Genomic DNA, 14906 nt, shown 5'->3' on the forward strand with positions numbered 1-14906 from the left:
GAAAGTCTTTTTTTGATTTGAAAGTTAACAGCGTTTAAGATTTGTCTATTAATCTAAATCCTTCTCCATGAATATTTAATATTTCTACATTCTCATCACGCTTTAAATATTTTCTAAGTTTAGCTATATATACGTCCATACTTCTTGAAGTGAAATAGTTATCATCTCTCCAAATTTTTGTAAGTGCCAATTCTCGAGGCATTAAATCATTTTTATGAATTGATAACATTCTAAGAAGTTTACTTTCTTTTGGTGAAAGTTTTTGAGGTTCTTCTCCGTTGAAAGAAAGATGACGTAATTTAGAATTGAAATCAAATTTTCCAATTTTAAATTCAAACTCTTCACTTTCGGTAGATTTTTCATTTTCTTTTCTTTGAAGAATTGCTTTGATTTTGTGTAAAAGGACTTCAGAATCAAAAGGCTTGTTTAAATAATCATCTGCACCTACTTGATAACCCTTTAATACGTCTTCCTTTAAAGTTTTAGCAGTTAAGAAGATAATTGGAACTTCTTTATTGGTTGTACGAATATCTTGTGCTAAAGAAAAACCATCTTTACGAGGCATCATAACATCTAAGATACACAAATCATATTCAGAGTTTTTAAACATAATTAACCCATCAATTCCATCTTTAGCATGTGTAACATTATAATCATTTAATGCTAAATAATCTTTTAAAACTGTTCCAAAATTTGGATCATCTTCAACTAATAAAATCTTTTTTGTTCCCATTTTTGCCTTCTTTATATTAATGGTATTTTTATTGTAAATGTACTTCCTTTTCCTTTTTCACTATCAACAAATACCGAACCTTGATGATTCGTTATTATTTCTTTTACATACGCCAGCCCTAAACCATGACCTTTTACGTTATGTATATTTCCCTTATGTTCTCGATAAAACTTATCAAAAACATATTTTTGAGCATTTTTGCTCATTCCTATACCTTCATCTTTTATCTTAAAGATAAAAAACTTATTAGTATTTTCCGAATAAACATCAATCTTTGGAGGTTTTTCAGAATATTTAATTGCGTTCTCAAGCATGTTTACTACAACATTGGTTAAATGAAATTGATTTCCTAAAACTTCAGTTGAAATAGCTTTGAAATGCATGTTTACGCTTCCTTTCTTATTGTCTACTATTAGTTGAATGTGTTCTATTGCTTCCTCAATTATGTCGTGCATATCAACAGCATCCTTACTAATATCAATTTGATTCTTCTCTAGTTTTGAGATTCTTAGAACATTTTCTACCTGACCATGCATTCGTTTATTTTCGTCACGAATCATTTGCACGTATCTTTTTACTTTCTCCTCATCTTTAATGATTTTCGGGTTCTTAATCGCATCTAAAGCAAGATTAATTGTTGCTATTGGAGTTTTAAACTCATGCGTCATATTATTAATGAAATCAGTTTTGATTTCTGAAATTTTCTTTTGTCTAACTAATTGATACAGCGATGTCGAAAAGGCTGCAATAATAATTCCAATAAATAGCAAAGACAAAATTAAAATCTTGAAGATATCCGATAATATCTCTTTCTTTCTATCTGGAAATTTTACATATAGTTTATAAATACTATTTCCTTTTTCATCTTCAAAAAGAGAATAATAAAAGTTATCTTCTGGTTGAATTTTAAAATATCCCGATTTTAAAGAGGTTGCTAAACCGTCTTCATAGACGCCATATTTAAATTCCTGCTTTATATTTCTTTTTGCAAATTCTTCTTTTAATGTCGCATTTAACTCAGAGTTGCTTATTCTCTTATTTAATGGTAATCTTCTTCTAATTTCAGAAAATGTATCATATAGTTGAGCATTGTTCAAGTCTCTAAAGTTACTCGATGTTGTAAACCTATTGGCAAGACTATTACCAGAGTATTGATCTGTACCAGTTAATGCTTGAACAAACATATAATCTCTAGTTCCAGTGATTTTTTTGATAACAACAGATTCATCAAAGTTAGGATTCCCAAAACTTTGAGTTGGGATTTCATGTTCTTCCTCTATATACTCACTAAAAAGAAACTTCTTACGACCTGTAGTGTCTATTTGCTTATATAAAAAGTTTTTAACTCCCGTTTTAGTTCGGTATAAATTACTTTCTATAAAAGGTGTGTATTTCCTAACAAGATCTTGTTTCTCTCTTTCCTCTATACGCTCAGCTGTTTGCGCTAGCGCAATTCTAACATTCGTTTCAAATCGTTGCTGTTTGTTTTTGATAGAATCTTTAATCCAATATACTTGAACAGAGATGATTCCTATCAAAGAAATACTCATTAAAACTACAATAAGAATAAATATTCGTTTATTCATAACTCAAAAATATGTTAATAAGATATTGGATAGATTTCTTTTAACTTACATTAACAAAGATAATTTCTTTTTAAGAAAATTTTAAGAATTACTATGAGATGTTTGTATTGAAGGAATTGTTTTTTGTTAAATAATTGTGGATTCTTAAAACATCCTTGTTGGTAATTGCTAAATCAATGTTAAATATCTTATAATGAGAAAGTAATAGTTTTTTCTCGTCTGACCATTGATTTTTTATACGATGTAGAACATCCTCTCTGGTTACACCATCTCTTTGTATGACCCTTTGAATTTTGATATCTAAAGGAGCGGTTACTGTTACTATTTTGTCACAAAATTGATTACTATTGTTTTCAAACAGAATGGCATTTTCATATACGATATAATCTTTATCATTATTATCTTTTATGAAATTGCTTAAATGTTGGTGTACTTGAGGGTGTACGATAGCATTTAAAGTGGCTAACTTGTGTTTGTCTTTAAATACTATGGATGCTAAATAAGCTCTGTTTAGCTCATTGTTTATATAAGTTTTTTCGCCAAACTCTTTGATTAAAGAGTTTTTGATTGTTTCAGAAGTATTCATAAGCTTTTTTGCTTCAGCATCTGCTATATAAACAGTAACGTTTTTCATTTTTGAAAACATAGCCACCACTGTAGATTTACCACTACCTATACCACCAGTTATTCCAACAACCATAAGTTATTTGTTAATTAAGAAGTCAATTTTATTAGGAGAAATACGAACAGAAGAAATTAACTGAGGTTTTTCCTTTAATTGAGGGATAAGAAAATCAACATTATCGTTTAGTGCTTTTCTATAATCACAAACAATTTCAAAAGACGTATTTGTTATTTTATTAAAGTTACTCAATCCAACTTTATAAGTTACTGTTACTTTTTTAGGAAAAATATTTAGTTGAACATTTGGAGGGACATTTTTGAGTGTAATTGGTACACTTATTTCATCTTCGGTAAACTTGTCAACTTCTAGATTTAGTGTAGCTTCAGTTTGATTAAACTTGATCGAAGAGTTTTTAGGTGTTACAATTTTTGCAGTTTTAGAAATGCTTCCAGAAACATTATCTAGAACAATTTCTTCTAACTCTAGCTCATTAATTTCCTTTAATTGATCTTCTGTACCAGAAATTAATATTGTAGGAGGAATAATTTCAACAGGTTTAGCTAAATCATATCCTAATTGAAAATTCATTTTAATATTAGAAACCAAGGAGACATTCTTTGAGGCAAGCTTATCTAACTGAACAATAATCGAATCTTTTTCTATTTGTTTTAATTTAATGCCATTACGTAATTGTTTCTGAATAATGGTATTTAAATTTTGAGTTAAGAAAAAGTAGTTTGCTCCTTTTTTTTGTAATCCTTTAAGGTCTAAACTTATTTCTGGAGTAGATAAGCTTTCTGCAAATAATTTAAATCCCGTTGCTTCAACTGTCATCGGAATTTCTGAAATAGGCTTTTTTTTATAGACTTTATCTAAAGGTAAGTTTTCATACCGAATTTGATAGGTTATTTCCGAAGAATACTCTTTTGACAAATTGATTAAAAGCCACATCAAAGCAGAGGCAAACAAAAAGCCAAAAAATACTTTAGGTATGTTATTGAATATTTTCAAAATTAAACTTTATGCAATCTAGCAAAAAAAAAGTGAGCATTTTGCTCACTTTCTTAACTTTTCTAAAAAAGATTACTTTTCAGTGTCTTGTGTATATTTTTTACTAAGTTCAAGAGAAATAGCCGAACGTTCGAATTTAATTTTTCCAGCTCCAGTTTCAACAGTTACTGTATTATCGTTATCGTTGATTTCAACTATTTTACCATGTATACCACTTGAAGTAACAATTTTATTACCTTTTTTAATAGAGGTTTGAAATTGTTTTTCTTTTTTCTGACGGTTCATCTGAGGACGAATAATCAAAAAATAGAAAACTCCCAGCATTGCAGCAAATGGTAACATGTTCATTAGTCCACTTGAACTACTTTGTAGTGCTATTGATACAAACATTATGCGTCTTTCTTTTTAGGAGTTACCATTCCTGTTATTTTAACAACTTCTCTACCACTTTCAGTATTCGTGAATAAAGTAACAGATTTAGATTGTTTGTTTGGTTTACCGCTAGTATTGAAAGATACTTTAATCTCACCAGTTTCACCTGGTTTAATTGGAGTATTCTTTGGCCACTCTGGAACTGTACATCCACAAGTTGCCTGAGCATTTGTAATAACTAAATCAGATTTTCCTGTATTCGTTACAATAAAGCTAGTTTTTACGATTTCACCTTCTGGTACTGTTCCAAAATCGTGAACTTCTCTATCAAATGAAATTACTGGTGCTCCTTTACTTATATTTAAGTCTCTTTTTTCAGCACTTACTAAATTTTCAGACTTAACTTTTGATGAAGCATTTCCTTTACCACAAGAAACAAACATTCCTGTAGAAACTAAAATGGCTAATGCAACTACTATATTCTTCATGATCAATAAAATTTTAAATAGTGAGGTAAAAATACTAATTTATAGTAATCCTCTTCCAATTTTAACCATTCTTTTTGAGTTTTGATACTCTTTTGATAGTTTATCTAAGACTCCATTAATGAATTGCCCACTGTTGCTAGAAGAGTAATCTTTCGCCAATTCAATGTATTCATTAATAGTTACTCTACTAGGAATTGATGGGAAATGTAAGAATTCTGTGATAGCCATTTTAATTAAAATCATATCAATATCAGCAATTCTATCTGCTTCCCAGTTTGGTGTTTTTGCGGTGATTTCTTCATCGTATTTGTGTTGATGAAGCATAGTTTTATTAAAAAGATTACTGACAAATAACTTATCATCATTGTCTTTATATAAGCTTCCTAAAATAAATGGTTTATTTGGGTTTTGTTTATTAAGAGATTTAATAATCCAAGTATTTACAAAAGGAATATCATCTACCCAAGAAATCATTTTATCTTCATAATATTCGGCAAGCTTTTCATTAGGAGCTACAATCTCTCTAAAGAAATCTATTACAAAAGCTCTATCTACGTTATATGAATCTTCAACGGTATCCATATATTTTTGGTAAATACTACTTTTTTGTAATTCCTCCCACAGAATTTTAACGTACTCATCATCTAAGATCCAGTAGTTAAGTTTGTTTAATTCGATATACCCTTCTAAGCTAACGCTTTCGTTAATTAGATTCAGTAATCGATTGTTCGTAAATTTTGTGTTTGGGTTTAAATCTTCTTTTGTGGCTAGAATTTTCTTTTTAGAAAGTTCCATTTTTTTTCGAGCTAACTTTTGAACTTCAACTAATAATTGAAGGTTTAAAGTATAAAGATCGAACATTTTTTGAATGCTATGTTTTACAAACTTTTCTTCTTTAACTAAATCATTGTTGTCAGAGTGTAACATAGCGTACACTGATTGCATTACTTTAACTCGAATATGTCTTCTGTTAATCATTATAAAGAACTTTAAAAAAAAGAGCGATAGAAATTATTTCTAACGCTCTGCAAAAGTAAAACTTTTTTAATTTTTTATCTAGCTATTTTGCTCTTTTTTGCGAGCATCAATTCTTGCTTGTGCAATATTAAAAGCAGCTTGGTGTGTTGTAATATTTTCCTTTTCTGCTAAAGCAAATATATCTAAGGTAGTATTGTAGATATTCTCAGTTCTTTTTAAACTTTCAGCTTTGTCATATCCTACTACTTCAGCATATACATTGATAATACCACCAGCGTTAATTAAGAAATCAGGAGCATATGCAATTCCTTTTTCTTGTAACATTTTACCGTGCTTTAACTCATTAGCTAATTGGTTGTTTGCTGCACCAGCAATTACTTTAGCTTGTAATTGAGCAATGCTTTCGTCATTTACAGTAGCACCTAATGCACATGGAGCATAGATGTCGATATCTAATCCATAGATATCATTACCTAAAACAACATTTGCACCGTATTTTTTGCTTAATTCTTCTAAACGAGCTTCGTTAATATCATTTAATATAACTTGTGCTCCTTCATCAGTAATATGTTTTACTAAAGTTTCTCCAACGTGTCCAACACCTTGAACTAAAACTTTCTTTCCTTCTAAGTTATCTGTTCCAAATTTGTATTTAGAAGCAGCTTTCATTCCCATATAAACACCATAAGCAGTTACAGGAGATGGGTTTCCAGATCCTCCGATAGCTTCTGAAACACCAGTAACATGAGGAGTTACTTCTCTAATAACATCCATATCGCGCGTTTCCATACCAACATCTTCTGCAGTAATGTACTTTCCGCTTAAAGAATTTACATATTCTCCAAACTTACGCATTAATGCATCATTCTTTTGTGTTTTAGCATCCCCTATAATAACAGCTTTACCACCTCCTAAATTTAATCCAGAGATTGCCGATTTATAAGTCATACCACGAGATAAACGTAAAACATCATTTAATGCTTCCCATTCGCTTTTATACTGCCACATTCTAGTACCTCCTAAAGCAGGTCCTAAAGTTGTGTTATGAATACCAATAATTGCTTTTAAACCTGTATCTTCGTCGTTGCAAAACACGATTTGCTCATGATTGTCAAAAGAGAATTGACCAAATACAGGGTCGTTCTTAAGGTCTTTAGTATCAATGATTTCTGATGTCATCTGTAGTTGTTTTTTACTTTGAGATTATTTAGGTAATCTCAAAAAATGAGTTGCAAAAGTAAGAAATCGTTAAATCATAAGCAAAAAATCTACCTCTTATTATGTTATCTTTAACAATTAAGGTGTTAGATTGCATATATTATATTAAATAATAAGAATTAATATTGAAAGCACTACAATATCTAAACAAATACTTTATAAAGTATAAATGGCGTTTACTTTCAGGAGTTGTTATTACCTTGTTGTCAAAGGTTTTAGCGTTGAGGATTCCGGTAGTTATAAGAAACTCTTTAAACGTTGTGGAATCTTATTTGAAAAAGGAAATAGAGAGTTTATCGGAAGTGAAATCTGAGTTGCTTTACAATATTTTCTTAATTATTGGTCTTACTTTGATAGCTGGCTTTTTTACTTTTTTAATGCGTCAAACCATTATAGTAATGTCTCGTTTGATTGAATTTGATTTAAAGAATGAGATTTATAAACAATATCAAGAGTTGTCGATCAATTTTTATAAGAAGAATCGAACGGGAGATTTAATGAACCGCATACATGAAGATGTTTCTAAAGTACGAATGTATTTTGGTCCTGCTATAATGTATACACTGAATATGATTGTTTCTTTTGTTGTTGGTTTTACTCAAATGCTTCAGATTGATGTAAAATTGACTATGTATACATTGATACCTTTTCCTGTTTTATCAATTTCTATTTTTATTTTAAGTAGACAAATCAATAAGAAAAGTACTGTTGTACAACAATACCTATCCAAATTAACAACCTTTAGTCAAGAATTTTTCTCAGGGATTAACGTGGTTAAATCTTATGCGATTGAACCAAATGTAGAGAAAAGTTTTAGAGAGTTAGCAGATGCAAGTAAAGAAAAGAATATTGATTTATACAAAGTGCAAGCTTTATTCTTTCCTTTGATGATTTTGCTAATTGGAATTAGTAATATCATTGTACTATATGTTGGAGGAAAGCAATATATCAATGGAGAAATTGGATTAGGAGTTGTAGCTGAGTTTTTCTTGTATGTAAATATTTTAACATGGCCTGTTGCGATAGTGGGATGGGTAGCCGATATAATTCAACAAGCAGAAGCTTCTCAGCAACGTATTAATGAATTTTTAAATCATGTTCCTGAAATTCAAAATGAGGTTGAAGATAAAACACCTATTAAAGGAAGTATTGAGTTTAACAATGTTTCATTAACATATGACGATACCAATATAGAAGCATTAAAGAATATTAGTTTTTCTGTAAATGAAGGTGAAACCTTAGCTATTTTAGGAAAAACAGGAAGTGGTAAATCTTCTATTGTAAACTTAATTGCAAGGCTGTACGATACTACTAGTGGTACGGTTGTAATTGATAATAGCCCTATAAAAGAGCTTAATTTATATTCTGTAAGAGATCAAATTGGTTTTGTACCTCAAGACCCGTTTTTATTTTCAGACACCATTGAAAATAATATAAAGTTTGGAAAGGAAGATGCAGATCGAGATGAAATCATAACAGCAGCAAAAAACGCTGTGGTACATAAGAATATAATTGATTTTAAAGATGGCTATGATACTATTTTAGGAGAGCGAGGTGTTACATTGTCTGGAGGACAAAAGCAACGTGTGTCAATTGCCAGAGCCATCATAAAAGACCCTAAAATCTTAGTGTTTGATGATTGTTTGTCTGCTGTTGATACTGAGACAGAAGAACAAATATTAACAAATTTAGAAAACGTATCTGCACATAAAACAACGTTTATCATTAGCCACAGGGTTTCTTCAGCTAAGAATGCAGACAAAATAATTGTTTTAGAAGCAGGAAAGATCGTGCAGCAAGGTGTTCATAATCAACTGATAAAGGAAGAAGGTTTCTATAAAGAGCTTTATGAACAACAACTTTTAGAAAAAGAAATGTAGGGATTTGTATTGTCAAGTAAAATATTTTTTTAGATTTGTTGAGGAAATAAAACAACCAACTAGTTTTTAAAAGACGAATTATGAGCGAGAGAGTAGAACAAGAAGAAATTTTTTCACAAGTTTTAAGAGCAGGAAGAAGAACTTACTTTTTTGATGTAAGGTCTACGAAGGCAGATGATTATTACTTAACTGTTACAGAAAGTAAAAAGTTTACACATGACGATGGGTCTTACCATTACCAAAAGCATAAAATTTATTTATATAAAGAAGATTTCACTAGCTTTAAAGAGATGCTAGATAAAGCAACCGACTTTATTATAAATGAAAAAGGGGCAGAAGTAATTAGCGAACGCCATCAAAAAGATTATAAAAAAGAAGAATCAGTAGCAGAAGTTTCTGCAGAGAACTTTACAGATGTTTCTTTTGATGATATTTAAAAAATGAAATGTAAAATTAGTTTAACGCTATTGTTATAAACTAATTATTGCATTTTTAATTCAAATTCAATTTACACAAATCTTAAAAACCACTAACATTCAAATGTTAGTGGTTTTTTATTATGAAATTTTTTCTTTGGGGATTGGTTTTGACGAAACTAGCTTCATCAATTCCTGGTATGTAAGGGTTTTACCCACCTTACTGTTTAGTTTATCATCCTTTTTTTTAAAGTAATTTAATGTGTTCATAGCTTGCTGATTTTAATTTTCTATAAAATTAGCAATAAAATTATATTTTAATGTTAAGAGGATGCTAAATTGAAGTAAATAAGTGTTTTAACTTATAGGACCTTTTTCATAGTCCCGGTTTTAGCTACAGTTTCTAACCATTCCTTTTCTGGAGAACTGTCAATAGTAATACCACCTCCAACATAGATATTTGCAATGTTGTTTTGAATTTCCATACAACGTAGATTTACAAAAATACTAGAGTTGTTATTCAAATTCAGTTCCCCTAAAAAACCAGTATAATAGGTTCTATCGTAGTTTTCGTTATCTATAATAAATTGCTTTGAAGCTTTTTTGGGTAATCCACATACCGCTGGAGTGGGGTGTAAGGCTTCAATTATTTCAGCTATATTATTAGAATGTTCTCCGCTAATCTTAGTTTGTAAATGAACTAAATTACCTGCTTTGATGGTGTTTACTCTTGAAGTGGTTATATGGGTAGTAATAGGAGTTAGTTTATCTAAAATGAAATCGGTAACAAATTGTTGTTCATCAATTTCTTTCTGTTCCCAAGTAACCTCTTTATCTTTTTGATATACTTGAGTACCTGCTAAAGACATTGTTTGAAATTGTTGATGGTTTACTTTGATTAAGGTTTCTGGAGTTGCACCAAACCATAAACCAACTTTTGGATGGTACCATACGTAAACCATAGCAGTCGAATAAGTATAAAGAAGCTTTTTAAAAGTAGAAGAAATATCAATGTTTTTTAAAGCAACTTGTTCTTTTCTTGATAAAACGACTTTTTTAAAGTTTCCATTTTGAATAGCTTCAACACCTGCTGTCACAAGATCTAAATGAGATTTTTTAGAAGAAATATCTGAACTAATATCATTATTTAGTGCATACTGATTAGTTATGGTAATTTCTTCTTGAGAAAATTCTGACTGGTTAAATGGAATTAAAACAGAAGGATTGTTATTATCAAAAGGAGCAAAAATGAATCCACTTTCTGTTAAGTTGCTGGATGTATGAAGAGCATCGTTCTTTTGAATATATAAATTTACGCTGAGCTCTTTAGGTTTTCTGTAAGCAACAAAGGGTTGGTGGTTATGATATGCGATCTTTATTTTTTCTAAAATACTCAATCTAATTCGTTTAATAGTTGTTGTTTTAAAAAGGCAAAGTTACTCCAAAGTATTCCATGTCCAGCATCATCCACTTCTATAAGTTCAAATTGACTTTTTGTAAATTGATTTTGCAAAAATATAGAATTTGAGAAAGGAACAATCATATCAGAATTTCCATGAATACTTTTAACCTTACTTTTGGTGGTATTCCATTGGTTCTCAAACTGAGTAAGATCTTTTTTATGTGAAAGTTTTTCTTTAGAAGCTTCTTTCCAAACATCAGGAACAAGCCATCTGGTTAATTTCCATTTATAAAAATTTACCAGCCAAGGCATCGGTTCAACCTTGCTATAAACAGCTGGAGCAAGTAAAATGATTCCTTTTAACTTCTGTTTTATAGAAAGAGCAATAGGACCTCCATAAGAATAACCAAAAAGAATGGTTTTGTCTGGATTCAGGCCGGAAATAATCGTGTTTAACATGGCGTTTTCAAAAGCAATGCTTTCTTGTACTTTATTTTGGTCATTAAAATTATAACCGATTCTGTCGTAGGCAATCATATTTGCTTTTTTTTGAAGTAAACTATCTGTTAAAAAACGGTTGAAATCGTTTAAAGAGCCAATAGTTCCGTGTACAAATACAATTGTTGGTAATGTAGTGTCTGAAACAACCTCAATTTTCCGATATTCAAAATCTTTAAATTTTTCTTTGCTTAGTTTTGGTTGAATTACACTATTTGCATAAGAGTCTAAAATTGTTTGATCACTCTTAGGGCTTGTATAGTATCTAAACAAGAAGTATAGAATAATTACAAGAGAGAAGATAATGTACGTTGAAATTTTGAATATTTTTTTTAGGAGTCTCACTTTTTATCTAAAACTATATTAGTGATTTTACAAAGGGAAATTAAGTTCTTGTCTTCATCAATAATTTTTACTTCCCATAAATGAGTTGTTCTTCCTTTGTGCATTAATTTGGCAGTAGCATAGACCATTCCTTCTTTTTTACTTTTTAAATGGTTTATACTAAGTTCTATACCTTTTACAATTTGTTTTTTTGCATCTATAAAAATTACAGAGGCGCAGCTTCCTACAGTTTCAGCCAATGCTGCTGTAGCTCCTCCGTGCAATAGACCTAAAGGTTGGTGAACTCTTGAGTTTACAGGCATTTGTGCGGTTAAAAAATCTTCACCCACCTCGGTAAACACTATTTCTAGAGTTTCCATGAGTGTATTTTTGTTTAATTTATTAAGTTTTTCTAATAGTTGCTCTTTCTCCATTGCTAATAGATTATCATCTCAAAAATACGTATTTTTGTGGTGATTAAATAATGGAGTAATGTATAAAGTACGTGTAATTTTAGATACGCAAGAAGATGTAATTAGAACCTTGATGGTAAATGAAAAAGAAACTTTAGAAAGTTTGCATTTTACCATTGCAAAAGCTTTTGGTTTTGATGGTCAGGAGATGGCTTCTTTTTATAGAACAGATGAAGAATGGAATCAAGGAGAAGAAATTCCATTATTTAATATGGCAGAAGCTGGGGAAGGAATTTCTATGGCTACGTGTGTTTTGAATGAAACTTTACCCAAAGTACATGACAAGTTGATTTATGTATATGATTTTTTACATATGTGGGCATTTTATGTAGAAGTTATCGAAGTTTCAAGTCAAGAGATTGATGAGGCAAAGCTATTATTATCTGTGGGAGAAGTTCCGGCAGAAGCTCAAGAAAAAGAATTTAAGTCAGAAGATATTATGAAAGGGTTTGATGATGAGTTTAAAGATGAATTTGATGACTTAGACCGTATAGATGATTTTGATTTTAACAATTTTTAAATAGCTATGGCACAGTTTATAAAGTTATATAACGACAATCCTAATCCGAAAGAAATAGAAAAAGTAGTAAAGGCTTTACAAAATGGAGGTTTGGTAATCTATCCAACCGACACAGTTTATGGTTTAGGATGTGATATAACGAATTCTAAAGCCATGGAAAAAGTAGCTAAAATAAAAGGAGTGAAGTTAGAAAAATCTAATTTCTCCTTTGTTTGTAATGATTTAAGCCATTTATCAGATTATGTAAAGCAAATAAACACAGCTACCTATAAAATTTTAAAAAGAGCGCTTCCTGGACCTTATACGTTTATATTACCTGGAAGTAATTCCTTGCCTAAGGTTTTTAAAAAAAGAAAAACAGTAGGTATACGTGTGCCAGATAATAATATAGCAAGAGCTATTGTAGAAGCATTAGGAAACCCTATCGTTTCAACTTCAATTCACGATGAAGATGAAGTATTGGAGTACACCACAGACCCTGAGTTAATTTTTGAAAAGTGGCAAAATATTGTCGATGTAGTAATAGATGGTGGTTATGGAGACAATTATGCATCGACCGTAATTGATTTAACAACAGATGAACCTGAAGTAATTCGTGAAGGAAAAGGAAGTTTAGATGTTTTATAGTTTTCTACAAAACTTCCCGAAAGATAGTGGACCTATTTATCAAGAGACTATAGAGGGTAGATTGCCAGTAGAACCTTTTAATACTTTTAGTAATCTTATTTTTATAGTTATTCTTATTTATTTTGGTAAGAAAATAATTAAAAACCCTAAAAAGCATCCTTTCTTTTTATTTGCAATCCCTGTTATTTTTATTAGTTGGATAGGAGGTACTATGTTTCATGGAACTAGAAGTCATGAATTTTGGTTGGTGTTGGATTGGTTGCCAATTATGATTGTTTGTTTAGGAGGGATTATTTACTTTATTGGAAAAATAACAAAGAAATGGTGGCAACGGTTATTTCTATTTATAGGATTAATTGTACTCACAATCTTGCCAAGAATGTTGTCTTTACCAAAGAGCTATAGAATTTCATTTGGGTATTTAATCACGGCATTTACAGTATTAACTCCTTTTCTTTGGTATGCCTATAAAACACAATGGAAAAGAGTTCAATACATATTGTATGGAGCTGGTATCTTTTCTTTAGCAATTCTTTTTAGAACGCTAGATAATATAATGGTGCTATTGCCTATGGGAACACATTGGTTATGGCATATGTTTGGCGGAATTGCAGTTTTTTTTCTATTATATTACATATATAAAGATCAAGAAGATTTAGTTTGAGTCTTTAAATCTTCCAGTTATGAGCCAACCTCCAAAGTCTTCTGATACAGCAATTAATAATGTGTTTTTTCCTTTTTTAAGAGGAAGGTATACAGCATCAAAAAGACCAACGGTTCCCAAATAGCGATAATCTCTAGAACGCCATTTGTTGGTTCCCTTATAAATAGGTTTCCCATTTAAAATAACTACAACTCTATCGCTATATCCAAATTCAAAAAGTTTTGTTTTGGGTTTATCAGATTGAACTTCAATTTTAGCAAAAACCGTATTTCCTACTTGTCCATCATAGCGTTGTAGTTTTCTTGAAATATTGGCTGCGGTACCTTCTTCGACTATAATCTCATTATTCCATTTTCTTGAACGAATGAGTATTTTTAAAGAATCAATATTTTCAAGATGCTTTTCCTCAAATTTGTCAGAGATTATCCATTTAGGTACCAGATTTTTAATAGGGGTTCTTGTTTTAGGGATGAAATTTTTGATGACCGTTTGATTCGGGTCAATTTTTATATTGGCAAGATGTAGTCCAGAAAAACGTCCGCCTCTAAAGGCAATTAAACCTTCTTGTGTTTTATGAAATAAGTTCCAAGATAAATTGGGGGTTTGTGCTTCATCTAAAAAGACTTGGGCTTTATTATTATTTACCACTAGTTTTACATGAGTCCAATCATTGAATTTATACTTGTAGGGGAAAGAATATTTTTCTCCAAAATATAATTGCCATGGAGTTATTCCTTTAGTGGCTGGAGCAGCTTGATTTGCATCTGGTTTTCCTGAGAGATGGGGACGCATGAACCATTGTTCAGAATCCAGATTTTTAGTTCCTCTAAAGTATACTCCTGGAAAAGCCTGTTCCTCTTTTAAAAATACATCAAATTCAATAGTACCATTTAAAAAGGTTTTATCTTTTAAAGTAATGGCTCCACCTTGAATATATATTGCATCTTTTCCTTTGTAGTTTTCAAAAATATACGATTTTGCATTTATCTTCCAGTTTGTTGTATCTAAAGGAATGATTTTTTGGGCTAGGCTGATATTGGTAATAAGTAATAAAGCGATAAAGAATTTTGCATTCATGGTAATTGTTTTAA

17 protein-coding genes are annotated in these 14906 nt (G+C 30.5%); 5 read left to right on the forward strand and 12 right to left on the reverse strand.

The features are described from left to right. Positions 1-34: 34 nt before the first annotated feature. The 8 genes from ABNT22_RS05815 to ABNT22_RS05850 form a co-directional block, all read right to left on the reverse strand. Positions 35-733 (reverse strand): response regulator transcription factor, encoded by a 699-nt coding sequence (locus tag ABNT22_RS05815; protein WP_348714988.1) that lies wholly within the window; start codon positions 731-733, stop codon positions 35-37. Positions 734-744: 11 nt separating this feature from the next. Continuing rightward, positions 745-2319: a HAMP domain-containing sensor histidine kinase gene (locus tag ABNT22_RS05820; RefSeq protein WP_348714990.1), complete on the reverse strand. Its 1575-nt coding sequence runs from the start codon at positions 2317-2319 to the stop codon at positions 745-747. Between the two features lie 91 nt (positions 2320-2410). Beyond that, complete coding sequence (gene coaE / locus ABNT22_RS05825) at positions 2411-3019, reverse strand: dephospho-CoA kinase (protein ID WP_348714992.1); 609 nt, start codon at positions 3017-3019, stop codon at positions 2411-2413. A 3-nt stretch (positions 3020-3022) separates the two neighbouring features. Further along, positions 3023-3955 (reverse strand): hypothetical protein, encoded by a 933-nt coding sequence (locus ABNT22_RS05830; protein WP_348714993.1) that lies wholly within the window; start codon positions 3953-3955, stop codon positions 3023-3025. 72 nt (positions 3956-4027) lie between these two features. After that, positions 4028-4345, reverse strand: a complete 318-nt coding sequence (gene yajC / locus ABNT22_RS05835) for a preprotein translocase subunit YajC (RefSeq protein WP_348714994.1) — start codon at positions 4343-4345, stop codon at positions 4028-4030. Then, positions 4345-4815, reverse strand: a complete 471-nt coding sequence (locus ABNT22_RS05840; RefSeq protein WP_348714996.1) for a DUF1573 domain-containing protein — start codon at positions 4813-4815, stop codon at positions 4345-4347. Before ABNT22_RS05840 ends, yajC begins: the two co-directional genes overlap by 1 nt. A 39-nt stretch (positions 4816-4854) precedes the next feature. Next, positions 4855-5793, reverse strand: coding sequence for a transcription antitermination factor NusB (nusB, locus tag ABNT22_RS05845; protein ID WP_348714998.1), 939 nt, complete (start codon positions 5791-5793; stop codon positions 4855-4857). A gap of 78 nt (positions 5794-5871) precedes the next feature. Further along, entirely contained in the window at positions 5872-6972 is a 1101-nt protein-coding gene (locus ABNT22_RS05850; RefSeq protein ID WP_348714999.1) for a Glu/Leu/Phe/Val dehydrogenase, read from the reverse strand. A 164-nt stretch (positions 6973-7136) separates the two neighbouring features. Between ABNT22_RS05850 and ABNT22_RS05855 the strand changes: the two genes are divergently transcribed. Both ABNT22_RS05855 and ABNT22_RS05860 read left to right on the forward strand, forming a co-directional pair. Next, positions 7137-8891, forward strand: a complete 1755-nt coding sequence (locus ABNT22_RS05855; protein WP_348715000.1) for an ABC transporter ATP-binding protein — start codon at positions 7137-7139, stop codon at positions 8889-8891. Positions 8892-8971: 80 nt separating this feature from the next. Further along, the gene (locus ABNT22_RS05860; protein WP_348715002.1) at positions 8972-9328 is read left to right on the forward strand and encodes a PUR family DNA/RNA-binding protein; all 357 of its coding nucleotides are present in this window, start codon (positions 8972-8974) and stop codon (positions 9326-9328) included. Positions 9329-9669: 341 nt separating this feature from the next. Here the strand turns inward: ABNT22_RS05860 and ABNT22_RS05865 are convergent, their stop codons facing one another. From ABNT22_RS05865 to ABNT22_RS05875, 3 genes are read right to left on the reverse strand one after another with little or no spacing between them, the layout of a single operon-like run. After that, complete coding sequence (locus ABNT22_RS05865; protein ID WP_348715003.1) at positions 9670-10704, reverse strand: chorismate-binding protein; 1035 nt, start codon at positions 10702-10704, stop codon at positions 9670-9672. After that, positions 10701-11552 carry an alpha/beta fold hydrolase gene (locus tag ABNT22_RS05870; protein WP_348715004.1) on the reverse strand — a complete coding sequence of 284 codons (852 nt, stop codon included), beginning with the start codon at positions 11550-11552 and terminating at the stop codon, positions 10701-10703. Before ABNT22_RS05870 ends, ABNT22_RS05865 begins: the two co-directional genes overlap by 4 nt. After that, positions 11549-11965, reverse strand: a complete 417-nt coding sequence (locus tag ABNT22_RS05875) for a PaaI family thioesterase (RefSeq protein WP_348715005.1) — start codon at positions 11963-11965, stop codon at positions 11549-11551. Before ABNT22_RS05875 ends, ABNT22_RS05870 begins: the two co-directional genes overlap by 4 nt. Positions 11966-12023: 58 nt before the next feature. Between ABNT22_RS05875 and ABNT22_RS05880 the strand changes: the two genes are divergently transcribed. The 3 genes from ABNT22_RS05880 to ABNT22_RS05890 are packed head-to-tail and all read left to right on the forward strand — an operon-like array spanning position 12024 to position 13815. Further along, a complete protein-coding gene (locus ABNT22_RS05880; RefSeq protein ID WP_348715007.1) occupies positions 12024-12524 on the forward strand; it encodes an IS1096 element passenger TnpR family protein in 501 nt (166 codons plus the stop codon). Between the two features lie 6 nt (positions 12525-12530). Then, the gene (locus tag ABNT22_RS05885) at positions 12531-13151 is read left to right on the forward strand and encodes an L-threonylcarbamoyladenylate synthase (RefSeq protein ID WP_348715009.1); all 621 of its coding nucleotides are present in this window, start codon (positions 12531-12533) and stop codon (positions 13149-13151) included. Beyond that, positions 13141-13815, forward strand: a complete 675-nt coding sequence (locus ABNT22_RS05890) for a ceramidase domain-containing protein (protein WP_348715010.1) — start codon at positions 13141-13143, stop codon at positions 13813-13815. The genes ABNT22_RS05885 and ABNT22_RS05890 overlap by 11 nt, the downstream gene beginning before the upstream one ends. Here ABNT22_RS05890 and ABNT22_RS05895 read toward each other — a convergent pair. Continuing rightward, a complete protein-coding gene (locus tag ABNT22_RS05895) occupies positions 13807-14892 on the reverse strand; it encodes a hypothetical protein (RefSeq protein ID WP_348715012.1) in 1086 nt (361 codons plus the stop codon). The two genes, ABNT22_RS05890 and ABNT22_RS05895, sit on opposite strands and share 9 nt — an antisense overlap. Positions 14893-14906: the final 14 nt, after the last annotated feature.

Source organism: Tenacibaculum sp. 190130A14a (assembly GCF_964048965.1).
In the GTDB taxonomy this organism is placed as follows: Bacteria; Bacteroidota; Bacteroidia; order Flavobacteriales; family Flavobacteriaceae; genus Polaribacter; species Polaribacter polynesiense.